Annotated in this window: 20 protein-coding genes; 14 read left to right on the forward strand and 6 right to left on the reverse strand. The window is 45.0% G+C overall.

Annotated features, from left to right (window positions below):
• Positions 1-66: 66 nt before the first annotated feature.
• Entirely contained in the window at positions 67-2,259 is a 2,193-nt protein-coding gene (locus tag KFK88_RS04840; RefSeq protein WP_223577520.1) for a winged helix-turn-helix domain-containing protein, read from the forward strand.
• Positions 2,260-2,297: 38 nt separating this feature from the next.
• On the opposite strand, the gene KFK88_RS04845 is transcribed toward KFK88_RS04840, so the two are convergent.
• Complete coding sequence (locus KFK88_RS04845; protein WP_223577521.1) at positions 2,298-2,495, reverse strand: hypothetical protein; 198 nt, start codon at positions 2,493-2,495, stop codon at positions 2,298-2,300.
• Positions 2,496-2,943: 448 nt separating this feature from the next.
• On the opposite strand from KFK88_RS04845, the gene fadR reads away from it, so the two are divergent.
• From fadR to KFK88_RS04880, 7 genes are all read left to right on the forward strand, one after another.
• Positions 2,944-3,663, forward strand: a complete 720-nt coding sequence (gene fadR, locus KFK88_RS04850; protein WP_223577522.1) for a fatty acid metabolism transcriptional regulator FadR — start codon at positions 2,944-2,946, stop codon at positions 3,661-3,663.
• A 145-nt stretch (positions 3,664-3,808) separates the two neighbouring features.
• Positions 3,809-5,965: a hypothetical protein gene (locus tag KFK88_RS04855; protein ID WP_223577523.1), complete on the forward strand. Its 2,157-nt coding sequence runs from the start codon at positions 3,809-3,811 to the stop codon at positions 5,963-5,965.
• Between the two features lie 161 nt (positions 5,966-6,126).
• The gene (gene sohB / locus KFK88_RS04860; RefSeq protein WP_345251991.1) at positions 6,127-7,227 is read left to right on the forward strand and encodes a protease SohB; all 1,101 of its coding nucleotides are present in this window, start codon (positions 6,127-6,129) and stop codon (positions 7,225-7,227) included.
• Positions 7,228-7,246: 19 nt separating this feature from the next.
• The gene (gene tmpT, locus KFK88_RS04865; RefSeq protein WP_223577525.1) at positions 7,247-7,897 is read left to right on the forward strand and encodes a thiopurine S-methyltransferase; all 651 of its coding nucleotides are present in this window, start codon (positions 7,247-7,249) and stop codon (positions 7,895-7,897) included.
• A 12-nt stretch (positions 7,898-7,909) separates the two neighbouring features.
• The gene (locus KFK88_RS04870; protein ID WP_223577526.1) at positions 7,910-9,826 is read left to right on the forward strand and encodes a S9 family peptidase; all 1,917 of its coding nucleotides are present in this window, start codon (positions 7,910-7,912) and stop codon (positions 9,824-9,826) included.
• 44 nt (positions 9,827-9,870) lie between these two features.
• Positions 9,871-11,259, forward strand: coding sequence for a response regulator transcription factor (locus KFK88_RS04875; protein ID WP_223577527.1), 1,389 nt, complete (start codon positions 9,871-9,873; stop codon positions 11,257-11,259).
• A 97-nt stretch (positions 11,260-11,356) separates the two neighbouring features.
• A complete protein-coding gene (locus KFK88_RS04880; RefSeq protein WP_223577528.1) occupies positions 11,357-12,337 on the forward strand; it encodes a hypothetical protein in 981 nt (326 codons plus the stop codon).
• An 82-nt stretch (positions 12,338-12,419) separates the two neighbouring features.
• Here the strand turns inward: KFK88_RS04880 and KFK88_RS04885 are convergent, their stop codons facing one another.
• The gene (locus KFK88_RS04885; protein ID WP_223577529.1) at positions 12,420-13,730 is read right to left on the reverse strand and encodes a dicarboxylate/amino acid:cation symporter; all 1,311 of its coding nucleotides are present in this window, start codon (positions 13,728-13,730) and stop codon (positions 12,420-12,422) included.
• A gap of 170 nt (positions 13,731-13,900) precedes the next feature.
• Between KFK88_RS04885 and KFK88_RS04890 the strand changes: the two genes are divergently transcribed.
• Complete coding sequence (locus KFK88_RS04890) at positions 13,901-14,290, forward strand: BlaI/MecI/CopY family transcriptional regulator (protein WP_223577530.1); 390 nt, start codon at positions 13,901-13,903, stop codon at positions 14,288-14,290.
• The gene (locus KFK88_RS04895; protein ID WP_223577531.1) at positions 14,280-16,319 is read left to right on the forward strand and encodes a TonB family protein; all 2,040 of its coding nucleotides are present in this window, start codon (positions 14,280-14,282) and stop codon (positions 16,317-16,319) included. Before KFK88_RS04890 ends, KFK88_RS04895 begins: the two co-directional genes overlap by 11 nt.
• Before the next feature lie 67 nt (positions 16,320-16,386).
• On the opposite strand, the gene astB is transcribed toward KFK88_RS04895, so the two are convergent.
• Genes astB through astA form a run of 3 tightly spaced genes read right to left on the reverse strand, consistent with a single transcriptional unit; the run spans position 16,387 to position 20,283 of the window.
• Complete coding sequence (astB, locus tag KFK88_RS04900; protein WP_223577532.1) at positions 16,387-17,748, reverse strand: N-succinylarginine dihydrolase; 1,362 nt, start codon at positions 17,746-17,748, stop codon at positions 16,387-16,389.
• The gene (gene astD, locus KFK88_RS04905; protein ID WP_223577533.1) at positions 17,749-19,215 is read right to left on the reverse strand and encodes a succinylglutamate-semialdehyde dehydrogenase; all 1,467 of its coding nucleotides are present in this window, start codon (positions 19,213-19,215) and stop codon (positions 17,749-17,751) included.
• An 18-nt stretch (positions 19,216-19,233) separates the two neighbouring features.
• The gene (gene astA / locus KFK88_RS04910; RefSeq protein ID WP_223577534.1) at positions 19,234-20,283 is read right to left on the reverse strand and encodes an arginine N-succinyltransferase; all 1,050 of its coding nucleotides are present in this window, start codon (positions 20,281-20,283) and stop codon (positions 19,234-19,236) included.
• A gap of 231 nt (positions 20,284-20,514) precedes the next feature.
• On the opposite strand from astA, the gene KFK88_RS04915 reads away from it, so the two are divergent.
• Both KFK88_RS04915 and KFK88_RS04920 read left to right on the forward strand, forming a co-directional pair.
• On the forward strand, positions 20,515-21,723 hold the full coding sequence (locus KFK88_RS04915) for an aspartate aminotransferase family protein (RefSeq protein ID WP_223577535.1): 1,209 nt from the start codon (positions 20,515-20,517) through the stop codon (positions 21,721-21,723).
• Positions 21,724-21,895: 172 nt separating this feature from the next.
• Positions 21,896-22,570: an OmpW/AlkL family protein gene (locus KFK88_RS04920; protein ID WP_223577536.1), complete on the forward strand. Its 675-nt coding sequence runs from the start codon at positions 21,896-21,898 to the stop codon at positions 22,568-22,570.
• 314 nt (positions 22,571-22,884) lie between these two features.
• On the opposite strand, the gene KFK88_RS04925 is transcribed toward KFK88_RS04920, so the two are convergent.
• Positions 22,885-23,550, reverse strand: a complete 666-nt coding sequence (locus KFK88_RS04925; RefSeq protein WP_223577537.1) for an arylesterase — start codon at positions 23,548-23,550, stop codon at positions 22,885-22,887.
• A 48-nt stretch (positions 23,551-23,598) separates the two neighbouring features.
• On the opposite strand from KFK88_RS04925, the gene KFK88_RS04930 reads away from it, so the two are divergent.
• Positions 23,599-24,312, forward strand: a complete 714-nt coding sequence (locus KFK88_RS04930) for an ABC transporter ATP-binding protein (protein ID WP_223577538.1) — start codon at positions 23,599-23,601, stop codon at positions 24,310-24,312.
• An 11-nt stretch (positions 24,313-24,323) separates the two neighbouring features.
• Positions 24,324-26,804, forward strand: coding sequence for an ABC transporter permease (locus tag KFK88_RS04935; RefSeq protein ID WP_223577539.1), 2,481 nt, complete (start codon positions 24,324-24,326; stop codon positions 26,802-26,804).
• Positions 26,805-26,905: the final 101 nt, after the last annotated feature.

Raw genomic sequence — 26,905 nt, forward strand, 5'->3', positions numbered from 1 at the left:
TTTACTTTTATAATCAATAATTTGCGCTGTTTGTAACTGTATAGCTGAAAGAGAAGCCTCTACTGTATGCCCACAACAATCAAAATTGGGAATTGGTACGTTTATCCCGATAACAACAAATTACGTTTCGATGACACGGATTTCTTTATAGAGCCACTGGCCATGGATGTGTTGGTTTTTTTTGCCGAGCACCCTGATGAGGTGGTTAGTCGGGACCGTCTTATCGATGCTGTCTGGAAGGGTAGGGTTGTTGGTGACCACGCGGTTTATCGCATCATTAATAAATTACGTCAAACTCTCGCTAAAGATACGACACAGGAATACATCAAAACAATTCGGAAGAAAGGCTATCAGTTGGTTTGTACTGTAGAGCACCAGCTCAGACAGCCAAAGCAAGAGCGCTCGAACAGTCAAGAGCTTCTTTTGGAGTCTTTTAATACGGAGTTAACTGAGCACGAGCAAGAGCTCACCTTAAGCGCTGCCTCAAACACTAACAGGAAGACTAAAGCCCTGAAACTTAAGTGGTCAAAAGCGATTAAATGGGCTGTGGCTGTCGTAGTTTTGATGGTTATCAGTGTTTTTGCGGTGAAGTTTTACTTTTACCACTCAATGACCAGCTTTTATCGGGCCACTCCGCTTATCACGTTAGAAGGAACAATTCGCGATCCTAGCTTTTCTCCCAATGGTAATTATGTGGCTTTTAGCTACCAAGAAAAAACTGGAGGAAGCTGGGATATTTATGTCGAGTCATTAATTGATGGTCGCATGTACCAGATTACTGATGACTTAACGGATGAGCTCAGCCCAACTTGGTTGCCTAATGGCCAACAATTGGCCTTAATACGATACGATAATCAGCGTTGTTTGATAGACGTTGTGAATGTACCCGTTGTGGACGATTTTGCCCAAGCCAGCAACTTTTCTGAAGGAACTTTGACGCAATGTTCGGGCGTGCTTCAGCATAACGACTTAGCTTGGTCAGGTGATGATAAGCATGTGTTCTATACCAGCGCAGAAACGAAAGTGTCACCGTTACAAGTGTTTAGGTTGACGATTCAGACGGGAAAAACAGAGCAGCTGACAAATTATACTCAAGGAGAAAGCCGGGGAGCCTTGAGTATTAAGCTATCTCCTGACAATCAGCGTCTGGCTATCCAAAGAGATGTGAATTGGCGTGATAGCCACATCGATGTGATGGAGCTAGGCACGTTAACCAGTGAAACGGAACGCAAACTTGTCGGCTGGAATCGATACTTTGATTGGTCAAATGATGGCCGTTCATTGATTTACAACCGTAACTCTAAAGAAATCGACGCTTATGATTTGTCGATAAAAATCGAGAAGAATATTGCTAAAAGCGTAGACGCCATAACATTCCCGACCTACTCACCGGTCAATAAGGAGTTAGTTGTGGTGACAGGGCGCAAGGTCGTGGATATTGTGGCAGAAGCGCTCGGGCGCGAACTTAATGAGTCTCAAAAAGCACTAACCGTTATCTCTTCGAGCTCAATTGATAATTATGCTGAATATGCCAACACGTCAGACCGAATTGCTTTCGTTTCCAGAAGAACGGGGGAGGCCCAAGTTTGGCTTAAAAGTACCGATGGTAGAGAAAGACAGCTGACTCAATTCGAAAGCAATTTTGATATTCGCCGCTTGCGCTGGTCTCCTTCGGATCAGGCGTTGTTATTTATGCACAACCGAACACTGTATGTTCTCAATATTGAGGATAAGGAGCCTTTGCTAACTGCTGTGTATGAAGCTCGTGCTGGCGAGTCTGTAGAAGGCGAGTCCTGGACTGCTGACGGAAAGCAGGTATTGTTTTCATCGGATAGAGATGGCGACTGGCAAATCTATCGTACGCCACTTTCGGGGACCGCTGAAGTTGAAAGATTGACTCAAAAAGGTGGTTATGGAGCTTTTGAGTCGCCAGAACAACAGGGAATTTTTTATCTGAAATACCATGCTAAAGGATTGTGGTATCAACGTTACGACTCTAAGCAGGAAGTTTTAGTTGTTGATAATATTGATGTTTTTAGTAGCAACAGCATTTATTTGAGAGAGGGTGATTTGTATTATTTATCCGATAAATTCCCTAAGATGGCAATTTATCGGTATGACCTACAGACCCAAAAACGCGAGTTCATTCAGCGTTATTACGGCTCACCTTGGCTCATTTCCATTTCCCATCAAGCTGATAAGTTGCTCTATCAGCGTAACACTCAAGCGCAGTCATCGTTAGTACGATTAAAGCCTTGAAGATTCGATTTCAAGGCTTTCTACCAATGGCCAGTAGCTTAACAGAAGTAACCGAATAAGCGGCACATCAAGCCACGCTCTGAGGTGTCTTCACTATCGTTGCCTGTCGCTGGCGGCTCATCTGCTTGAAACGACATCAGATTTGTTGCTGAAGTTGTGTCACTCGTTATGTTGCTCACTGATGAATAACCAATGCCAATGAATAAAGCAATAACTGCCGCAAGTAATGATTTCATTCTAGATCTCCTTCGAGTAGGTTATGTTTTCAAATTGTTTTAATCTTATTGTGGCTTTAAAAGCACAGCTTAAGTCTATGTATAGTCGCCTGCTTTGGCTAGCATTCTGGGTTAATGTTTAGTTAATGAAAGTTTAAGGGCGTTAAGATTCAAGGGGCAATAGAGATATCGAGTTTTTAAAAAGTGGTGAATATACCTAAGTTAGACCTCTAGGTTTAATCTGTGGTTATAGTAATAAGGTTTATCTTTATTGGCTTTTAGGGTATTTTACTGCGATTGTATACTGATAATTACATTTAGGAGCTTGGTACTACAAAGTTGCCACCAGCTCTGAGAATCGCGGTAGCACCTTGTTGCCGCTGGAAAAGCTCCACACTATATGCTACAAACAAGGTGAGAGATGTCCTCTTACCAGTTATTTCAATATTAATACAAGCGGGGATCGCTGATGGCTTCTACAGCTAAAGCACTAACGCCAGCAGCATTTGCTGAGCAATATATCGTTGAGTCTATTTGGAATGGCAAGTTTCCAGCAGGCTCTATTTTACCGGCAGAGAGAGAGCTGGCAGAAATTATAGGGGTCACGAGGACTACCCTGCGCGAAGTGTTACAACGCTTGGCGCGCGATGGTTGGCTGACTATTCAGCACGGCAAGCCAACGAAGGTTAATGATATCTGGCAGTCTGCAACACTTAATGTACTCGATACCTTGGTTACTTTAGATGACGCAGGCTCGATGACATTAGCAGATAACTTACTACGTGCACGAACCTCAATTGCGAGCATCTTCTTACGAGATTCCGTAAAAAATAATCCTGAGTTGTTACTCGAAGTGCTGTCGGGCCTTGATAGTGTGGCGAATACCGCTGAGGCCTACATTGATTTTGATTGGCACTTCCATCACTCGGCGACACGAGCGTCAGGCAATCCTATTTATACCTTATTGCTTAACGGTTTTGAGTCTGTGTATTACAAAATTGGACGTTTTTATTTCGGTTGGGAGCAAACACGCCGACTAGCTCATAATTATTACCGCCAGTTAGAAGCTGCAATTAAAGAACAAGATGCCGACAAGGCGGTAGAGATTCTTTGGGAATACGGACATCAAAGCGGAGAGCTGTGGAATAAAGCCAAAGGTGAGATGACATCCTTTAGCGAAATTGGCTAACTTTCATCTGGTAAGTCCACTTGCCAATAGGGGGCTTTACAGAGTAGGATTAGATTAATTTTCTGAATTAGAACAGTTTTTTATATAAACATAACTATCGGTTACTAAAACCGTATAAAACGTTTCACCAAAACGGGAGTTAGAAATGAAAAAAGCATTTTACGGAGTCGCGCTAATCAGTAGCCTTGTGCTGACTGCGTGTAGTGATGGGCCTGCAGAACCAAAAGTACCGGGTTCAGGTGGCGGTAGTACAAAATTTATTGCTCCAGTTTATGCTCCTGGGGATGGTGAAATTCCAGTTCCTAACGACTTATTATTCAGCGGTTCTGCGGACTTAACTTTGAACATCCCGACCGATGATCCTACAGATATGTCTGATCCGCAGAATGCTGTCAGCGGTCTTGACGGTTGGTCTACACACGCACCATTTAACATAGAGTTTCGCGGTGCGATCGATGGTAGTTCTATCGCTCCAGGTCAAAACGTTCGTGTTTTCAAGGTAACGACTGCTCGCGGAGAAGTTGCTCCAGGTATTCCTGGTCCAACAGGCCCTGTGACAGGCGTTGAAGCTGAGCTAACTGCTGGTACAGAGTTTGTGGCAGTGCCGAATGGTCCAGCTGCTATTGGCGTTGTGCCTCTAGCACCACTAGAACCTCAAGCAAGCTATATGGTCGTGGTTACGAATGGTGTTACTGATGTTAACGGGAACGCGATAATTTCTGATACTCAGTTTTCGATTGCTAAATCAACTGACCCAATTCCAGAAGGTTCGGCCACAGCAGGCCTAGAGCCGGTTCGCCAGTTAGTCAACGCGATGTTGGCCGCTGCGGAAAGTTCAGGTGTTGTGCGTGAAGACGTAGTTCTTGCTTATCAATTTACAGTCCAATCAGTGGCGGACTCTTTAGTTGCGTCTAAAACGGTTTATGTCGATTCGCCTTTGGCTACAGCTGGCGCATCAAGCTTCTCAAGCTTAATGACTGACACCACACCATTTACTGGTATTGGAGCAGCAAACCTCTATAAGGGCGAGTTCTCATTACCTTATTTATTGTCAGCACCATCAATGGCTAACCCTACTGCACCATTGAATGCTCAGTGGGTCGGCGCGGACATGGTACCAGATGGTCAGGGCGGCATGATGGCGAATCCATTCGCTGGTGGAAATATTACCTACGCTAACCCTCTACCACAGAAAACTGGTGATGAGACGGTTCCACTACTGGTTTCTTTACCTAAGAACCCACAGTGTCCTAAGCCTTACCCTGTAATGATTTTCCAGCACGGTATTACTAGTGACCGTACCGCCATGTTAGGTATCGCTGATACTATGGCGAGCGCTTGTACTGCAGTCGTTTCAATGGATTTACCATTGCACGGCATCGCTGCTGATAATCAAGTTCACTTAGGCCTACAGCAAGCGAGCGGTGGTTTAATTGGTATTTTCGAAGATTATGCGCCAGGTGGTGTGCGTGAACGTACTTTTGGCGTAGATTACGTAGTCAATGACTCAAGCCCAACTCAACCAGGCCAAGACGGCATGGCTGATGATTCAGGTGCTCACTTTATTAACTTACAAAATCTATTAGTCTCGCGTGACAACGTGCGTCAAGGTGCTCTAGACCTATTGGCTCTAGAAGCTGAAATTGGCAATATGGACGTTGATGGTGACACGACGCCTGACTTTGACCCTGATAACATTAGTTTCTTCGGTCATTCACTAGGCGGAATTGTTGGTTCAGACTACATGGCTTTGTCTGCCAACGTGAAGCAGGGCGTATTAGCGACTACTTCAGGCAGTATTGCACAACTTCTTAACGGGTCACCAACCTTTGGTCCTGTGATTCGTGGTGGTTTATCAGCGTCAACAGGCATCGCCGTTGATGATCCTGCATTTGCTACTGAAGTATTGGCACCATTTATGTTTGCAGCGCAAACGGTGGTTGATTCAGCTGACCCAGTAAACTATGCAGCGATAGCGATTGCTAACAATAAGCCAACGCTAGGCATTCAGGTTCAAGGCGACACGGTAGTACCAAACCTTGTAGATGGCGCGCCACTGGCAGGTAACACGCCACATGCAGCACTGTACGGCTTGCCAGTTGTTACGGATACTGCAATGCAAGCCCGTGGTTCTATTAAGGTTTCAACAGGTACTCACGCAACGCCATTGACGCCAGCTGGCCCTGGCGGTGCAACTCAGTTCCTAGATCAGACCACACTAATCCAGAATGCGACGGCTAAGTTTATCGCTTCTGGCGGTACTTTGATTGAAATTACGGATCCTTCTTTGATTGAACCGTAAGGACTTATCCATTAGGATGAAAAGCCCTCCTCGTGAGGGCTTTTTTGTGGGTGATTGTTTCTGATCCAATTTGTAGCAAATTACAGTAAAATCACTGTTTACGCTAAAGCTTAGTCGTGTCGCACGGAGTAACCGACAAGCATTAATTAAAGGTTATTATGATAGAGTTCATCACTGAGTACGGCTTATTTTTGTTAAAAACCGCGACCATTATTGTAGGTATCATGGTGATATTAGCCATGATCATCAACGCTGGCCATCGCCAGCAAGCGGTAACTAGGGGCGAGATTAAAGTTACCAATCTGGGTGAGACGATTAAGGATAATAGCCAGACCATTAAAAACGAAGTCATGTCGAAGCATCAGTATAAGCAGGCTTTAAAACATGAAAAGCAAGAAGATAAGAAAAAGGATAAACAAGAAAAGCAGCAGTTAAAAGCACAAAAGAAAGCTGGAAAGCAAGAGTCTGAGGGTGATGGTGGTGAGTCATCAGAAGCTGATGACAAGCTTCGAGTGTATGTGATTGAGTTTGATGGTGATGTAGAGGCCAGTGACGTCGAGTCAATGCGCGAAGAAATCACTGCGATTCTATCCGCCGCCAACAAAGGCGATGAAGTCATGTTACGCCTGAAAAGTCCCGGGGGCATGGTACATTCGTATGGTCTTGCGGCATCGCAATTGCAGCGTATTCGACAAGCTGGACATAAGCTAACGATTGCTGTTGACGAAGTGGCGGCGAGTGGCGGCTACATGATGGCGTGTGTTGGCGATACGATTACTGCAGCACCATTTGCAGTAATCGGCTCTATTGGAGTGGTCGCTGAACTTCCGAACTTTAACCGTTTGTTGAAAAAATCCTACGTGGATTATGAGCAGCATACGGCGGGTGACTTTAAGCGTACTTTGACCATGTTTGGCGAAAACACTTCACATGGCCGTGATAAATTTAAAGAAGACCTTGAAGAAACGCACCAGCTATTTAAGTCGTTTATTAATCAGAATCGTCCTGAGCTTGATCTGGAAAAAGTGGCTACTGGTGAGCATTGGTATGGTACTAAAGCCAAAGAGTTGGGCTTAGTAGATGACCTAGGAACCAGTGATGATTTAATTGTGAAGGCTTTGGAAGAGAAAGACGTATACGCAGTTAAGTACACCATTAAGAAGCCCATCAGTGAGCGCTTATCGGTTAGCTTGACGCGCGGTGTCGAAAAGCTGATTACTAAGCTGATTCATCGCTCTTCAAGACAAGATCTATTTAAGTAATTATTGAAAACGGGGAGCTATGGATTACGATTTTTGGGATAACTGCTGGGCACGTCCAACGCAACCGTTCCACTTAACGGCTCCCCATCATTTCTTAGTCAATTATTTTTCTCGGCACGTTGCCCAGCATTCTCGAGCGCTACTACCACTTTGTGGTAAGACCCAAGACCTTAACTTCTTAGCTCAGCAGGGCGTTTCAGCCATCGGTGTTGAATTTAACCCGGTAGCTGTCGAGTCATTTTTTAGTGATAGTGGTATACAACCTCAAGTGATAAAGTCTGGCACATCAACACGATACCGTTCTGAACGTATTGATGTGTGGTGTGGTGATTTCTTTGAGCTGTCAAAGGAAGATTTAGGTGAGTTTGCAATCATTTTTGATCGTGCAGCTTTGGTCGCACTTCCCGATGACTTAAGGCCTTCATATGCTCAACATCTAGCCAGCTTTTTATCGCCAGGTGGCAACATACTGCTTGTTACTATGGACTATGACATCGAGGAAATGTCTGGGCCACCTTTCTTTGTGTCGAAACAAGAACTTCAACAGCTATTTCCTCAGGCATCCATCCAAGAACTTGATCGTATCAGTATATTGGATTCACATCCTAGGTGGCGTGAGCTCGAGCTAAGCCGCCTCGATGAAGTTTTATATGAAATTCACATTAATTAACCGATAGAGTGTATGACTGAACAACAGAAAACAGTAAAAGCTTATGGCTTGTGGGATTCTTCAATTAGCGCTGAACAGTTAGCCAGCAAGTCAACCCGACTTGGCCAAATCCAAGCAACCACGGAAGCATTGTATTGGTTAGAGGGACGGCCAGAAGAACAGGGAAGGGGAGTGATTGTTCGGTATAAAGATGGTGAGCGAAAAGATATCACCCCTGACGGTTATAACGTCAGAACCCGGGTTCATGAGTATGGAGGCGGCGATTTTTGGCTGAATCAAGACTATCTACTATTTGTTGATGATGAGCATCAACAATTGTATCGCCAAGATTTGAAGACTTTAGAAGTTTTAGCATTAACGCCTGAGCCACCCAGTAAAAGAAGCTGGCGTTATAACGACGGCACAATTGACTCAGCATCAGAGTTCACGATTTGTGTTCGTGAGCGTCACGAGTCAGATGAGGTGCTCAATGAGTTAGTAAAAATTGCTCTTGATGGATCACAGACTATCGAGATCGTTGCTGAAGGTTATGACTTCTACTCTAACCCCAGAATCAGTCCTGATGGAAAGCGCTTAAGCTGGTTGTGCTGGAATCACCCCAACATGCCTTGGGATGAAACAGAGGTTTGGACTGCGGATATCACGAATGGGCAGATCAAGAACCCTAAAGCTGTGGTGAGGCAAGGTAAGCTTTCAGCCTATCAACCCGACTGGACGCAGCAAAATGAGCTGCTTTATGCTGCCGATTATGACGGCTGGTGGCATCTGTACCAGGAGGGTGCATCCGATGTGTTGCATGAGCCTGAACATATAGAATTCGCGTTGCCACAATGGATCTTTGGTTGTCGCGTATGGCAACAGTTGGATGAGAAAACCTTATTAGCGATTGGCACACAGGAGGGCAATCAAGCGTTATACCTTATCGATTTGGACACTAAACGTATCACATTGCTGACTGATGAATGGACGGCGTTTAGTGGGCAGATGGTGGTTAGCTCAAACCAAAATGATATTCGGGTTTACTTTTTAGCAGCTAACCCGACACAGCCCGAATCAGTAATCCAGCTTACGCTCGGTGATCGTTATCAGATTATTGACCGCAGAGTCTTGTCAGAGCTTGAACAAAATACTCGTGATGACGATATATCGAAAGCCAAACACGTTAGTTTCCCAACCTCTGGTGGTGATAAAGCACATGGATTCTTTTATCCACCAATCAATAGTCAGTTTCAAGGACCTGAGGGTGAACGTCCGCCCCTCATCGTCATGAGCCATGGTGGCCCTACAGCCATGGCAGATAGCGGCTTTGACTCTAAAGTGCAGTTTTGGACTAGCCGCGGCTTCGCTGTAGCCGACGTTAACTATCGAGGCAGTACAGGCTACGGTCGAGCCTACCGTGACAAGCTGAAAGGGCAATGGGGGCTGGTTGATGTTGATGACTGCATTGCTATGGGACAGTATTTAGCTGAGCAGGACTTGATTGATGGTGATCGAATGGCGATTCGTGGAGGCTCTGCGGGCGGCTACACGACTTTGTGTGCTCTAACCTTCCATGATGCTTTTAAAGCCGGCATGAGTCGTTATGGCGTGGCGGATTTAGTGTCTTTATCGCAAGATAGCCACAAGTTTGAGATTCGTTATCTTGATAGTGTTGTTGGCCCTTATCCTGAGAAGGCTGAGATTTACCATGAGCGATCTCCTGTCAATCATACGGAGAAACTATCCTGTCCTATCTTAATTTTGCAAGGATTGGAGGATAAAGTGGTGCCACCGAATCAAGCGCAAGCTATGGTTAACGCTTTAGAAAACAAAGGGTTACCGTACGAATACATTACTTTTGACGGTGAGGGCCATGGGTTTAGAAAGCCAGAGACGATAATCCGGGCCTTTGAAGCCGAATTGGCTTTTTATCAGCAGTATTTAATATAAATCTTGTTATAATGTCCCCATAAATAAGAAAGGATAATGGATTTATGGGGACTAAAACTCAGGAACAGTCCGATCTCACCAGTCGGCAACAGGAAATCTTAGAGCTCGTCAGTAAAGGCTGCTCGAACGGTGATATTGCACAACTACTTTCCATATCACCCAACACAGTAAAGACTCATATTGCTACGATTTTAGAGCGATTAAACGTTTCAAACCGTACTGAAGCATCCGTATTCTTTCAACAACACCTAGGTCACCAGCCAGAAACCGCAGTAACTTCGTCGAACGACACCTCTCCTGAGCGTATTCTCGTCGAGCTTTGTGTCGAAAGTTCGTCGTCACAACTTAATCAATTTTCAGAAAACTTTGTACAGTTACTGAATGCTTATGAAGCGATTGGAGTCATCACAAATCCTTCTAAAGACTTTCAGCAAGACTCAAGCCAAGTGTTGTCACCTGACTATCGCGTTAAGATTCAAGCCAGTGCCGCCGATCAGTCGAAGGTGCAAGTGGTTTTATTCGAGGCGAGTAGTACGCAAAGACAGTTAGAGAAGAAAGAACATGAAAGTGCTGAAGGCAATACAGACGGCTTAGTGCAAACGGTCGTACAATGTTATCGGCAGATGTTGATGCATTTTGTTGAGGGTATTGAGGATTCGCACGCTAGCCCATCAGAGTTATTGCTAAAAGCGCTAGCTTTGAGTGAATCGATAAGCTTTGATAAGCAGGACAAAGCATTAGCTTTATGCCAACTGTTGATTGAGCAGTGTCCTAACTGGCACCTTCCTTATGCAATTAAGTCGTCGCTTCTCTATCGAATGGTGACTCTCGGCCAAGCGAAAAACGAAAAGGATGTGCTAATGGAGTTGGCTGCATCATCCAAAACAGCTTTTTCTATAAACCCAGATAGCTCATGGTCACAGCTATCTTTTGCTTACTTTGCGATGCTTAGCTCAGATCTGGAATTAGCAAAAAAACACTTGCGTGCTTCTCTGGAGGCAAACCCTTGTCAATATAAAGCTATGCATTTTCTCGGGCAAGTTCTCGCCCTAGAGGGAAATACACAAGAAGGCATTGAACTTTATCATGAGATGCTGCGTAAATTTCCTCGAAGTGAGGCAGATGGCTTGTGTTACGGTGCTTTATCACTTCTCTATTACTGTGCAAAAGATTATGAGAACAGCAAGCAAGCCGCACATCGTGCGCTGATGTATCAAGATTCACCGAAAGTCCCGTTACTCCTTAACTTGATCAGTATTGCTGAAATTGAGCAAGATCAATTGAGCTTATCAACCTGTCTTACCGACATTCAACGCCTAAATATTACTCCTCAGATTATTCAGGCGAGCCTGGGGGTAGCGAGTAAGATCGTTCCTGCTGAATTGATGCATGATTATTTAGCTAGCCTTAAGCGAGCCGGTATCGCTGTCTAAACACTTCTTTAGGTTTGAACATATCCTTCTTTCGGGTGATAGGCTTTAAAGCTTGCCGCCTTTATGATGTAGGCTCATAAAACTGAAGGAGATAATAATGACCGCGGATAATAAAATAATAACGTTAAACGATTTAGTTGATGGTGACGTTCTCGTCATGCAGGGCCCCAAGGGCTGGAAAGACATGTCGTTACATTTGGCATTGGACAAAGCTATTATGTGGCTGACGGACTCGGACGTGACGCATGGAGCTTTATATTTAGGTAAGGTTGATGACGTTCATTACTTGATTGATGATGGCTTGAAGGGGATAGAGCGACACACCATGACACACCAGGGCGGAGAGCCTGTACTATGGTATGTTAGAAGGCCAACAACGGATCAACCTCTATCGCCTGTTTTAGATATCGCCAAAAAATATGAGGGTGAGTCCACAGCCTATGACTGGGAACTGCTAGCAATGGTTGGATTTTTGTTGCTCTTCAAAAAAATGACGGACAATGATCTCTACCATAGAACATTACTCTATTTCCTAAAGAAAGCCGTAGTGTACATCGATAAGCATACTCATAAAGCCGGTACCCGTTACTTTATTTGTTCGCAGTTTGTAGCGACTTGTTTTGAAGAAGCTGGCGAGCAATATGCTTTAGAGGTTGAGGGAGGAAATTTGCAGGCAAAGTCATTAGCACAAGAAACCACTCTAATCGATTACTGCCTGACAAACAGCAAACTGGCTTCAAAGCCAGTGACGACACTTCAGACAGAAGATATTTCTGAACCTACATCAGAAGACATCAAGTTGCTTATCGAATCGTATGATGACGAGTCTAAATTGCTAAACATGGATGAACATAATCACCTATTTGGGGAGCTGGTCAGTGTCAGCGATAGCTTCTTAGATCTGTTCTTTACCATGAACGCTAAGGCATTAGGTTTAAAGCCTGAAGACTGGGATTCTGCGGAGAAACGATTTGCGCTGGCGAAAAAGTATCAAGCTGACTTTATTACACCAGCTGACTTAAAAAGCCATTGTAAAAACTTAGAAGATATTGGAACTGTAACGTTTGTTTATGGGTAATTTGTTTATGGCTAGTTTCTAGTTACAGTAGCCATGGTGTTAAAGGGCAGTTAGTTCTGCCCTTTAACTTTAAAGATAAGAGTTAATCGTCGAAGTTACTGCGGTTATTGGTATCGTTAAACGTCTCAAGGTCTATCTCGTCTTCTGACTTAGCGACGATAGTGGTCACCGCGGCGTCGCCCGTAATATTGACAGCGGTTCTCGTCATATCCAGTAAACGATCGATACCAAGAATCATACCGATAGCTTCTACTGGTAAGTTCACCTGTGTCAGAACACCAGCAAGAAGAATCAAGCCAACGCTCGGAACACCTGCGGTACCGATAGAGGCTAGGGTTGCCGTGAGTACAACCGTTAACAGTTGCGCCATGCTGAGGTCAACGCTGTAAGCCTGCGCAATGAAGAGCGTGGCAATACCCTGCATGATTGCCGTGCCATCCATGTTGATAGTGGCGCCTAGCGGTAAGGTGAACGAGAAGGTGTTTTTATGAACGCCAAGGTTCGTCTCTGCGCAGCGCATGGTTACTGGAAGCGTTGCGTTACTGCTTGAAGTACCGAAGGCTGTTAACATCGCTGGCCACATGCCTTTGAAGAATTTAATCGGATTCAAGCGCGTAAACAGTGTGATCAGTACGCTGTAGGTCAGCAAGGCATGGAGTAATAACCCAACGATGACAAGAATAAAGTAGCTGCCCAATGAGCCAACCAAGTCCGAGAACGGGAAGGTGGCAAAGGTTTTAGCGATTAAAAAGAAAACACCGTATGGTGCGAATCGCATGATGATGTTGACCAATTCCATCACTACTTTGTTAGCGTCTTCAAACCAGTTACCAATTCGCTTTCCTTGCTCGCCAGATAGGGTAATGGCTAAACCGACTAATATCGCAAAGACGATGATTTGTAGCATATTAGCGCTAACCATGGCCTCGAAAGGGTTGGTTGGTACAATATTGATGATAACGTCAGACAAAGGCGGCTTATCGCTCGCATCAAAGCTGGCTTCACCGACCGGCATACCGACTCCAGGCTGGAAAATGGAAGCTAACGTTAACGCTAGAGTAAGCGCAATTGCGGTAGTGAGAAGGTACAGGCCAATTGACTTTAAACTTAAACGACCTAATTTAGACGGATCAGCCAGTGAGCAAACCCCGCAAACCAGCGACACTAAAACCAATGGAACCATCAGCATTTTCAAGGCGTTAATGAAAAGGCTACCGCCAATATTGAACAAACCCTCGACAAAATAGGTGTAGGCCCAGCTCTTTTCTTGAATGAGCTGACATTCTGCTTCTGCTAGATCTTTGGCACACTGATAATCACCAAACTGCAGGAAAAGCACCCCAACGATGGCCCCAAGAACCATGAATATTAGAATTTTAACGCTTAAGTTCATTGTTTTAGTCGTTTATTGAAGATTTCATGAACTCTAAGTCATTGCACAAAAAACTGCAAATATATACTTGCATAATAAGGATTACAGGTGTAATCTTTAACTTTGGATTACATTTGTAATCAATTAACTTAACGAAACTTAGAACTACTTAAAGCTGAAATGAGTCGAGTATGACGATCAGAGTGAGTGAAGCAGAAAAAAGTGTGATGGATGTTCTGTGGCAGGAATCTCCATTGTCCAGTGTTGAAGTTGTAGAAAAACTCCAGTCGCAAGAGTGGAGTGAAAAAACCGTAAAAACCTTTCTTAATCGTTTAGTAAAGAAAGGTGTAGTATCTTTTGAGAAAGACGGGCGTCGTTATTTGTACTCTCCCGCCATAGAGCGAGAAGAGTTCTTAGCCGACGAAAGCGAAGGTTTCTTAGATAAAGTCTTTAAAGGCAACATGAAAGAATTACTGGCAACGTTTGTCGAAAACAAGCAGTTGTCGCAGAACGAATTGGATTATTTAAAAGGTTTGCTTGACGACAATAAGAGTGACAAGGAGAGCGGCAATGTTGAGTGAACTAAAATTTAACGGCTGGTTAGATGCTTTTTGGCAGTTTAATCTCGACCTGAGTGTGGTCGTATTAACGGTTTTACTGGTCCGTTTCTTTATACGTAAAACAACCAAAAGTTATAATTCTTACTTACTTTGGTTAGCCATCCCTGTTGGGTTTCTTGTCGCTAAAATTATCGCGTCAATAGAGTTCAGTACCGCTAGCTCCAGTTATATTGGACAGGCTGTCAGCGCCATGATCATTAAACCGGTGGAAACCCTACAGAATTATTGGTGGCTGGGAGCTTTATGGCTTTCAGGTACAACCTTGCTATTGCTGAGACTGATTATTCAGCATGTGGAATTACGCAAAGATTTAAAGAATATTCAACGACCGTTGAGCCAGCTACCTGGAGCTGACATGTTCGCTTCGCGTCAATACCGTGTTGTCGCAGTAGATCATAAGGATATGTCGCCAGCGGTATACGGCTTTATCAAACCGACCATTTACTTCCCCATCCACGTTGCTGAAAAGCTTTCGATGAAGCAGGTTCAGTTAATTATTGAGCATGAAGAACAGCACATTAAGCAAAAGCACTTATGGTTGAATTTACTTTGGGACGTGTTGGTGTGTGTCGGTTGGTTCAATCCATTGATTTATATTGCTCGAAAAGATTTTCGTCATGACCAAGAGCTATTCTGTGATTATTTAGTGCTGAATAAAACCAGCCAGTCACGTACTAAGGATTATGGTCATGCGCTGCTTTCAACAGTTTCTGCCACTCACTCTGTAAGTTTGCTTTGCTCATGGAAGGTTTTTAACCAACTTGAGGAGCGTATTATGAATATTACTAAACCCATTAACCGTAGAGGTAAGGCTGCTTTAACACTCGGCGCTGGCTTAGTGCTTAGTTGCTGTGCTGTTTACGCGGCGAATAAGGAGATTAAAGAAGAACGCATTATTGTTTCAGAAAACATCCTAGTTGATGATAAGAACAACGAAAAGATCGTCGTTGAGTATCAAGATGATAGTGGTGTTTATATTCAGGAAAACGGAAAGTTTTACGTCGAGGAAAATGGCAAGCGCCGCGAAATGACGGAGGCGGAACGTGCAGAGTTCGAGCGTAAACATGAGGAAGCGATGGAACAGTTAGCGCTATCCGAAGAAGAGTTAATTCTGATTGAAAAAGAAATCGAAGAGGCTCATAAAGAACTGGAGTTACATGCTGAAGAAATCGAAATGGCTCAGGTGGAAATGGAAAGCGCTCATGACGCTATTGCTGAGGCTCAAGAAGAGATAGAGCTAGAGTTCGAAAAAGGGAACTTGACTAAAGAGCAGATGCACCAGATTAAAGAAGACTTGCACCGTGCTCGCGAAGAAATGGCTCGCGATAGAGAGTTTGTTCGCGTTGATATTGAACGTGCGCGAAAGGATTTAGAGCGCGCTAAGGTCGATATTCGAGAAAAGCGACTAAAGCGAGTGAGTAAAGCCCCAGGTGGTGATAAGCATCGTAGGATTGTTGTTGATGGAAAAGTGTTTGAATCTGATAGCCACTCAAGTCATGTGATTAAGTTGGTCGATGACAGCGGTAAAACTTATATCAAAGCCGACGGTGATTATCGAGTTAAGGTCGACGGCAAAGAAAGAGACATGACAGCTGAAGAGAAAGCTTTCTTTGAGGAAAAAGTGAAAGCTATTCCTAAACCACCAGCTCCACCAAAACCTGATATGGCTACGCGTGTGTTCAAAGAGCGTTCTGTGGTAGGGCCTAAACCACCTCAACCTCCTGTTAAGCCAATACATCAGCCGAGTCCTGAGTATCCTCAAGCTGCGTTAGAACAAAATATTGAGGGCTATGTAAATCTAAAGTTTGATATCAACGACAGCGGGAAAGCGACCAATATCCGCGTTACTGAGTCTAGTGATAACGGTTTATTTAATAAAGACGCGATTGATGCGATTAAGCAGTGGACTTTTGCTGAAAAAGATTACGGCAAAAAAAGCATGAAATATAAAATGAAGTTTGCTTTGGACACGAAAGACTTAAGCAAATAAAACTTCGAGGTACAAAAAAGCCCGCCTAACGGTAAAGTGAGGCGGGCTTTTTAATAGGCTCAAATCATTAATCGAGCTGGAATGGATAGACGGAACCAAGGTTTAAAATTTGTGTTAAGTCGTCAAGCGCTGTGCGTGACTCTGTTAATAAACTTGGATCGGCTAAGTCATCTTCTTCTAGGGTTTCACGATAATGCTTGTCGACCCAAGTGTTGAGCTGAGCGAAGAGATCGTCTGACATCAGAACATTTTGGTTCATGGCGTCGACTTCCGTCTCATTCAGAACGACACGTTGACGCAAACATGCTGGACCGCCGCCATTTTGCATTGATTGTTTAACGTCAAAGATTTTAACTTCTTTAATCGGCGTGTCTTGCTCAACTAACCAGTCTAAGTACTCTTTGACCGATGGTGTGGTTTCACATTCACCTGGCGCGATAATTACCATATCGCCATTATCCATAGTCACTAGCTGACTATTGAATAAGTAGGACTTTACCGCGTCTTCTACTGGCACGTCGTTAGAACCAACTTCCACCACGTGGAACTCTTCGCCGTCAAAGGCTTGCTCAAGATCGGTGTAAACCTGCATTTGGTTTAAGAATGCTTTTTGGTGAGCAAACAAAACATTGCCATTGCCCACAGCGATAACATCATTGTGGAAAACGCCTTTATCAATGACATGCGGGTTTTGCTGTGCAAATACCGTGTTGTCCATGTCGAGTTGATGTAAGCGTGATACTGCTTGTGATGCTTCAAAGCTTTGACGTGCTGGATATTTGTGTGGCGCTGGCTTGCTGGTATCAAAAGCATGTTTGCCGTACACAAAGAAATGCAAACCTTTCTTTCCATAGCCTTTATCAGCGTTGATATCGACGAAACGCGTGTGATTCGCTGCACCTTCGTCACCAAAGTGATCGCCCATCGGTAGAGCAGGGTGGTGCGCGAAGTGCTTATCGTCGCTGAACATCGCTTGTAAAATACGGCCCGTCGTGGCGTGCTCAATTGAGCGGTGGAATTTGTTAGCTAAGTTAGCCGGTGTGAAATGTGCTTTACCGTCGCCTGTATCGCTTGATGGCGCCATGGTGCAGGCGTTTGCAGTCCACATGCTGGATGCGGAGCTGCACGCTGCTAATACTTTTGGAGCTTGCTTTGAGGCTTTGATGATGACTTGGGCGTCACTGCCGGTAAACCCGAGCTTACGCAAAGTATGTACGTCAGGGCGTTCCATAGGCGCTAAGACACCTTGTTTTAAGCCCATGTCGTGCAATGCCTTCATTTTGGCAAGGCCTTGCTTTGCTGCTTCTTTAGGCTTAGCGACGAGGTTAGCGTTCGCAGTAGAGGCTACATTACCGTGCGATAGACCCGCATAGTTGTGCGTTGGGCCGACGAGGCCATCAAAATTAAACTCAAAAGCTTTTTTGCTCATTTACAATTTCACCCCTGGTGTTAGGTTTTCAGGTAGAGAACATGCATTGTTCTCAATCGACGCAACCGGGTACGCACAGTAGTCTGCTGCGTAATAAGCGCTTGGCTTGTGGTTGCCTGAATTACCTACCCCGCCAAACGGAGCTGTGCCAGCGGCACCAGTCGTTTGGTTGTTCCAGTTGACAATACCCGCGCGAATTTTTGTATAGAATTCGTCGAATTGGGCTCTGTCATCACTTAATAAACCTGCTGATAAACCGAAGCGTGTATTGTTACCTTCAACAATCGCGTCTTCGAAGTTGTCATAACGAATGACTTGTAGCAATGGGCCAAAGTATTCTTCGTCTTCAAGCTCAACATTGCTAACGTCTAAGATAGCAGGGTTAACAAAACCTGTGCCTTTTTCTAAGTGCTCCATTTTAACTAACGGTTTAGCTCCTTTAGCGAGCAATTTGTCTTGCGCCGCTAACAAATCAAGAGCAGCTTTTTCTGACACTACTGGCCCAATAAACGGTTGGTCATCATCGTTGTAATGGCTCACGCGAATGTTGGCTGTGGCGTCAGTCAGTTTATCTAAGAAGATGTCGCCTTCTTTGGTGTTTGGTACAAACAAACGACGGGCACAGGTACAACGTTGGCCTGCTGAAATAAAGGCTGACTGAATAGTATGGTAAACCGCGCCATTGACATCTTTAATATCACCAACGATTAATGGGTTGTTGCCGCCCATTTCAAGTGCTAATACTTTGCCAGGTTGGCCACCAAGCTGTTGGTGCAAAATCTTGCCGACGGTTTCACTACCCGTAAATAAGATGCCGTCTACCTGTGGATGGTTGGCCAACGCAATACCAGTTTCAACTTCACCTTGAACCAAGTTAATTACGCCTTCTGGTAAGCCCGCAGCTTCCCACAAACGAATCGTCAACTCAGCTGTGGCTGGAGTCAGTTCGCTTGGCTTAAAGACAATGGTGTTACCTGCGATTAACGCTGGCACTATGTGGCCGTTTGGCAAGTGTGCCGGGAAGTTGTAAGGGCCGAATACGGCTAAAACACCGTGTGGCTTATGGCGGATTGCTGTTTGGCCTGTGGCTGTTTCGGTTTCTTTAACGCCGGTACGTTCGTGGTAGGCTTTGATTGAAATATCAATTTTACCTGCCATGGCGCCAGCTTCAGTTAGTGTTTCCCAGAATGGCTTGCCGGTTTCTTGAGAAATGATTTCTGCAATCTTCTCTTTATTGTCTCTAACTAGGCTTTCAAACTTTTTGATAACCTCAATACGTTCATCAAGCGTCTTCTGGCTCCATTCCCAGCCTGCTTTTTGCGCTGCCATAATAGCATCGCCGACTTGATCAGGTGTTGCGCTGTTGGATTCCCAAACGGTACTGCCGTCAGCTGGGTTAATCGATTTGAACGACTTGCCTTCGCCAGCAAGCCATTGATTGTTAATGAATAAGTTTTTATGCAACATATGTTAATAAACCTGAATTTATTGAGTTTTAGTTGAGACTGGAGTGCGTCGTTTGTTGAACAATTCGACTGCTCTCACTGTGTCACCAGCATTTAAGCCAAGAGAATCTATCGATGACTGAGGGATCACTAATTGATCACCGTCAAGACGGCTTTGTGCCACGATGCATCGATAGTCTTTTAATTTACGGTTGCTAATCATGATTGGCAAGGTGTTGCCCGTGGGCTCGCCAGCGACCAGCTCGACTATGTGACTGTTTGCTATAGTTCTGATGGCATTTCTCTGAACTTCAACCGTAGGACCACCATCAAAGACATCTACGTAGTTCTGATGCGTAAAGCCTTCTTTCTTTAACAGCGACAGTGCAGGGGCTGTGTCAGCATGCACTCGGCCGATAACGGCGCGAGCTTCTTCCGGCAACATATCCACATAAATAGGGTGTTTCGGCATCAGTTCAGAAATAAAGGTATTACTTCCAAGACCGCGAACGGCATCGGCTTTAGCAAAATCCATTTTGAAGAACTTCTTACCTAAAGCTTCCCAGAACGGTGAAAAGCCATTGTCGTCTGAGTAGCCACGCATTTCTGCGATAATTTTCTCAGAAAAGCGCTCAGGGTGGTCTGCGAGGAATAAAAAACGTGACTTTGATAGTAAGTGACCGTTGGTGCCGCCTCGATGACCTTCCGCCAAGAATAACGTGGCGATTTCTGTGGCTCCGGTATAATCATTTCCTAGAACGAGCATTTGATGGGGATTATAAATACCTAAGTCAGGGCTAGCGGTCACTTGGGTGCTAAGTTTGTAACTGAAAAAAGCATCGTCCAAGCCTACCGCAGACACTAAGGCGCTGGTTCCGATAACCTTATTATCTTCGCTATCTTCCAGCACAAAAAAGTAGCATTCAGAACCGGGCTGCTTGATTTCTTGTGAAAGCGCTTGCTGCGAGTTCGAGATTCTGTTTGAAATCGTTTCAGGGTTGTTAGGCAGGGTCGTTAACCCAGTGCCTGCGCTGGCAGCTAACTCCAGAATGTCTTCTAAATCAATGTTTTGTGCGGGGCGAATTACCATACTATGCGACCTAAGTCCTTAAAGTTTTACTATGCAATATTAGTATTTGAAAGTCAGGGAAAGGGATGATAGACAAAAGTTCCCTTGAGTAAAAGCGTTATTCTGAAGTAAAAATGGGTATTTTTCCAGCGAAGGCTGGAATTTTGAGTTGAAAACAGGGATCATGTGCGATTAATCTTTGGTGAATATGTATGCTGAGTTCGTCAGCTAAGACAACAATAAGGTGTTTTTATGTCCGATAATTATACTAGAGCGACCTTCGACGAGGTCATGGTTCCGAATTACAACCCGTCAGAAATTCTTCCTGAGCGCGGAGAAGGTTCTCGTGTATGGGACCAGAATGGAAACGAATATGTAGACTTCGCTGGCGGTATTGCGGTCAGTATTCTAGGCCATAATCACCCTGGTATGGTTAAAGCGCTAAAAGATCAAGCAGACAAAATTTGGCACTTAAGTAACGTATTTACGAATAAGCCAGCGTTGGAGCTTGCGGATAAATTAACCGAAGCGACTTTTGCTGACAAAGTATTCTTTGCTAACTCTGGCGGCGAAGCGAACGAAGCTGCATTCAAGTTGGCTCGTCGTTATGCGCATGACAACTATGGCCCAGAGAAAAGTGAAATCATTTCCTTCTCAAAATCATTCCACGGCCGTACTTTATTTACGGTATGTGTCGGTGGCCAGCCAAAATATACAGAAGGTTTCGAGCCTCTTCCAGGCGGTATTTTGCACACAGAATACAACAACATCGAAGCGTTCAAAGAGTTAATCTCTGACAAAACATGTGCCGTTGTGATGGAGCCGATTCAAGGTGAAGGCGGTATTATTCCTGCGGATCCTGAATTTGTTAAGCAGGTTCGTGAATTGTGTGACAAGCACAACGCACTGCTAGTATTCGACGAAGTTCAGACAGGCTTTGGCCGTACAGGCGACTTGTACGCATACATGGGTATGGGCGTTACTCCTGATATCTTAACCACAGCAAAATCAATGGGTGGTGGCTTCCCGATTGGTGCCATGATCACTACGACGAAGATCGCAGCGAGCTTTGTGCCAGGTACTCACGGTAGTACCTATGGCGGTAACCCGCTGGGTTGTGCTGTATCGTTGGCGGTACTTGAAGCGATTAACACACCAGAAATGATGAGTCATGTGAAAGAGCAAAGCGCTAAAATCAAAAGTGGCCTTGAAGCGATTGGCGAGAAGTACGGTGTATTCTCAGAAGTTCGTGGTAAAGGTATGTTGCTTGGCGCGGTTTTGTCTGATGAGTGGAAAGGTAAAGCACGCCAGTTCCTAGAAGCAGGTTGGGCGAATGGCGTTATGTGCCTAGTCGCTGGCGCTGATGTTGTACGTTTTGCACCAGCGGCAACGATCACCGATAAAGACATCGAAGAGGGCTTAGCTCGCTTTGATAAAGCAATTTCGAATTTAGTTAGCTAAGTTTAAGTCAAAATTGCAGTGAAAAAGGCTCCAAAAAGGAGCCTTTTTTGATCAAATAATAAAAATTTCAATGCATATCTGACCAGTCAATAATTCCTTGATCTAGTTCAACTTTTTTGAATAAAAAGCTGATTATTGTTAATGAGATTTTAACAATAAAAGGAAGCTAATAATGATCAAATCTTTAAAAAATCTCACTGTAGTTGCTGTAGGAACATTCATTTCACTGGGGTCAATTCAAACGCAAGCTCACGAGGAAGGTGATTTTATTCTAAGGGTTGGAGCGGCACATGTAAGCCCGAACGATGAAAGCTCTAATGTTTTAGGTACAGACGATGGAGTCACGGTCGACTCTGCGACTGGACTTGGCTTTAGTGGCACTTGGATGCTCAGCGATCGTTGGGGCTTTGAAGTACTCGCGGCGTTGCCTTTTGAGCATGATGTGGAGGGGACGGGGAGCTTATCGGGCTTGCCAATCGGAACAGTTAAGCATTTACCGCCAACGGTTTCGTTCCAATATTACCCTGATGTCGATGGTGACATTTTTAATCCGTATTTTGGTTTAGGCGTTAACTACACCTTGTTTTTAGACGAAGAAGCATCGCCAGAACTCAAGACAGCTCTAGGTTCTGATGATGTCGAGTTAGCGCTGGATAATTCGGTCGGTCTAGCGGCGCAGTTAGGTGCTGATTGGAAAGTTGGTGATAACTGGTTTATTAATGCCGGTGTTTGGTATGTGGATATTGATACTGACGCTGATGTTATCGTCAATGGAGCAACAGCCACCACGGTGGATATTGAAATTGATCCATGGGTGGCGATGTTAGGGTTTGCTTGGAGTTTTTAATCCTTTATTCATTTTGAATGATGATTTTGCTCTTACAGCGAGTTACTTTCTCTTGTGCGTGCAAGAGAAAGTAACTAAAGAGAAGCACGCCCAAATATTGAGGCCATAAATGGCTACCTTCGTAACAATTTATCCATTTAACGCACCGTGAAATACAGTCCATCCTTGGCCTGAATTTCACTAATCAAATCATCCAAGATTTGATTTGCTATGTCTAAATTATTTTTCAGCTCAATATTATGGGGTAACTGGTGCTATGAATTTAGTTTTGTCATCCCGCTACTAGGTAGCGGGACTCAGTTACTTATAAGGTTTTACTCAGCCTTCAACACTTCCTGAACTTTCGGCCAGACGTTGTCGAGCAGAATGGGTTGTGCTTTTTCATTGGGGTGGATGCCGTCTTTTTGCATGAGGTTGTCTTTGCCTCCGACGTTTTCTAGGAAGAAGGGGACTAGGGCGACTTCATTGCTGTCAGCGACTTTTTGGTAGTTGTTGAAGAAGGCGTCGGCGTAGCGTTCGCCGTAGTTAGGGAAAATGCGGATCCCTAGAAGTAGGACGTCAGCGCCGGACTGTTTGGACATTTTGACCAATTTATCGAGGTTACTTTTAATGCTGTTTGGCGGGAAGCCGCGAATACCGTCGTTGCCGCCAAGCTCGATAATCACCATGTCAGGTTGGTGAACTTCAAGTAATTTGGGCAGCCTTTGAAGGCCTTGAGTGGTGGTGTCGCCGCTAATGCTGCTGTTGATAACCTGATAATTGATGTTTTCTTCACTCAGCTTTTTGTCTAATAGGGCTACCCATGTTTTATCGGGGCTGAAGTTATAGCCGGAGCTTAGGCTGTCGCCTAGGACAAGGATTTTTCCTTGGTCAGTGGTTTCTGCGTGGCTTGGAACGGACAGCATTAAAGTCAATGCTGTAACAACTGGAAACAAAATCCAGCCCATAAACTGTTTAAACATGGTAAATTTGTTACTCATTTTTTGATTCATATTATCCGATTAATAATCTCAAGGTTTGTCAAAACTATGCTGCGAACACAAGAATTAACGAAAACTGTTAACTCACAAGGTCAAGATTTGACCATTCTATCTGACGTTAGTTTAACCGTAAATGAACAAGATACGGTGGCGATTGTTGGAGTCTCGGGTTCTGGTAAGTCGACATTGCTATCGTTACTGGCGGGTTTGGACCTGCCGAGTGGCGGTGAAGTTCACTTGGCTGGCGAACCTTTACATCAACTCGACGAGGACGAGCGAGCAGCGGTTCGTGCGCAAAACGTGGGTTTTGTGTTTCAGTCATTCCACTTGTTGCCGGGCTTGAGTGCATTGGAAAACGTGATGTTGCCGATCGAGCTAAAGGAGCAAGACCGCGCGAAAGAACGTGCCACAGAGTTGTTGGAAAAGGTCGGCTTGAAAGATCGTTTGCAGCATTATCCGAACCAACTGTCAGGTGGTGAGCAGCAGCGTGTAGCTATCGCTAGAGCCTTTGCGAGTGAGCCAAAGATTTTGTTTGCGGATGAGCCAACGGGTAACCTTGATACAAAAAATGGTAATAAAGTCAGTGACCTGCTGTTTGATTTAAACAAGCAACTAGGAACAACCTTGGTTCTGGTAACGCATGATGACCGTTTAGCAGAACGCTGTCAGCGCATTGTGCGCCTCGAGGGCGGCAAGGTGGTTGCTGATAATGCAGTAGCTACTCAAACCGAAGCAACTCAAGCTGCCACTGCGGAGCAATAATCATGTTGAATATGGCGTTAAGAACCTTTCGCCGTGACTGGAAAGCTGGCGAAGTTAAAGTTTTACTGTTCGCGCTGACTATTGCTGTGATGGCGATGGTGGCGATTGGTTCGATTACTGATCGTGTACACCGTGCGATGGGCGAACAAAGCAGTGAGTTTCTAGGGGCCGACTATACCTTTGAGTCACCGCGTCCTATTGATGATGCGTGGATTGAGCGTGGTCGAAACGATGGTTTGGAGATTACGAGATCACAATCTTTCGCCACGGTTTTATCCAGCGACGACAATTTTCAATTAGTGAGTGTGCGAGCGCTCGATGGGAAGTTTCCGTTAAAAGGGACTATCGAAATTGCAGAAAAGCCGTTTACTCAGGGGGTAGTGCAGCAAGCGCAGCCCAAAGCGGGCACTATTTGGCTTGAGCCAAGAATCCTTGGTGTGCTGGGCGTTGAAGTTGGCGATACCATTGATTTTGGCTCGATACAGCTAACGGTGGATGGCGTGATCGTCGCAGCACCGGGACAAGCCAGCGAAGTGTTTAACGTCGCGCCTAAAGTGTTGATACACATTGATGACGTCGAAAAAGCCAATATTGTTCAAGAAGGAAGCCGTTTAGAGCACATATTGTTTATCGCAGGTGAGCCCGCGGCGCGTGAACCCTACATCCAATGGTTAAAATCACAAAAGAACCCGACGCAAGAAATTACCGGTGGTAAAGAAGGGACGCCGGCATTAAAAGCAGCGCTAGAGCGTGCAGAAACTTTCTTGCGTTTGGCGAGCTTAATTTCAGTGGTGCTAGCAGGTGTGGCGATTGCCGTTGCTGCTGGTCGTTACAGCCAGCGTCACTTTGACTATTCGGCGATTTACCGCTGTTTAGGCATGCAGATTCGTCAGGTTCACAAGCTATATTTGTGGCAGTTGTTAATGATTGGTTTGATAGGTTCGGGCCTAGGCCTTGCGCTGGGTTTAGGATTGCAATCGTTGATCATTAATCAATTCTCCGACTACTTACCGAAGCCAATGGTGGGTATCAGTTTGGCACCAGTGATTACTGGTAGCTTGAGTGGTCTAGTGGTGCTTTTAGGTTTCGCCTTGCCGTCATTTTTACAAATTGCGAAAGTACCGCCTCTGCGTGTTTTGCGTAAAGAATTATTGCCACGAGCCATGTCGAGCTGGGTTATTTATTTACTCTCGATTGGTGTCATGGCGCTGCTGATGTGGTGGCAGAGCAACTCCTTATTGCTGGTGGGAATTTTATTAGCGGTAGCGGTGGTGACTTACTTACTGATTCGCTTGATTGCTTGGTTTATTTTCAAGATTGGCGTCTGGCTGGGTAAGCGAGGCTCTTTGCCTGTTCGCTTTGGCGTGGGCCAACTAAAACAATACCCAGCCTTTACCATCAGCCAAATCAGTGCTTTTGGTCTGGCGTTTATCATTATGCTATCAACGGTGTTGTTGCGCAGCGAACTCTTGAGTGAGTGGCAGAGCCAGTTACCAGAAGGTGCGCCGAACCATTTCTTGGTTAATGTTCAAGAGCAAGAAGTTGAGCCATTAGAATCGATTTTGCAGGAGAGCGGCGTTAGCACTAAAGGTATTTACCCGATGGTTCGTGGCCGTGTCGTTGGCTTGAATGACATGACGTTAGAAGAAGCGTTGGACGAAAATCAACAGCGAGTTGGTGCGGTGCGTCGAGAGCTGAATTTAACCTGGATGGCGGATGTGCCTGAAGCGAATAAAGTGACGCAAGGAGAGTGGTGGTCTGAGTCTGATGTAGCTGATGACCGCGCGGAGCTTTCGGTTGGCGAGGAGCTTGCACAACGATTGGGGCTAGAAATTGGTGACGTACTGAAGTTTTCCATTGGCGGTTTAGAAGTGGAAGGCGAGATTACTAACTTGCGTTCGATTCAGTGGGATTCGTTCCAACCAAACTTCTTTATTATTTTCGAACCGGGTGGCCTAGATGGCTTTCCAGCGAGTTATATCACCAGTTTCCATTTGCCTGTGGAAGATAAGGGTGTGCTGAACCAGATCTTAAGAGAAATGCCGACAGTCACCATTATTGAACTTGATGCCATCATGGAGCAGGTTCAGTCGATTCTGGACCAAGTCACCATGGCCGTAGAGTTTATTATGCTGTTCGTGTTGTTGGCGGGTATCGCGGTGCTGTATGCCGTGCTTCAGGTGAGCCGAGAAGAGCGGCTATTATCAGCAACGTTGCTCAAAGCGTTAGGTGCCCGTAAGAAGTTTATTCGCGCCAGTATTTTAGCTGAGCTGATATTGCTAGGTGCGTTCTCTGGCGTGCTGGGCGTTATCGGGGGTGAGGTGTTGGTCAACATTCTGTACTCACAAGCATTCGATATCGATCTCGTGTTGCACCCTTGGTATTGGTTATGGGTACCAATGATTAGTGTGGGCTTTATCGGCATCGTTGGCTGGTTGGGTTTAAGGCACCTTTTAAACCAACCTGCTCATCAGGTGTTAAGAGAGTACTAACTCCTTACTTACTCCTTACCTGGCCTGTTCAAAAGCATGTGAGCAGGCCAACAAAAAGGTCGCTAAAGTAAAATAAAGGTAGACACCGACTAGCTTTGGTT

Origin of the sequence: Kangiella taiwanensis (genome assembly GCF_020005165.1) — a bacterium.
In the GTDB taxonomy this organism is placed as follows: Bacteria; Pseudomonadota; Gammaproteobacteria; order Enterobacterales; family Kangiellaceae; genus Kangiella; species Kangiella taiwanensis.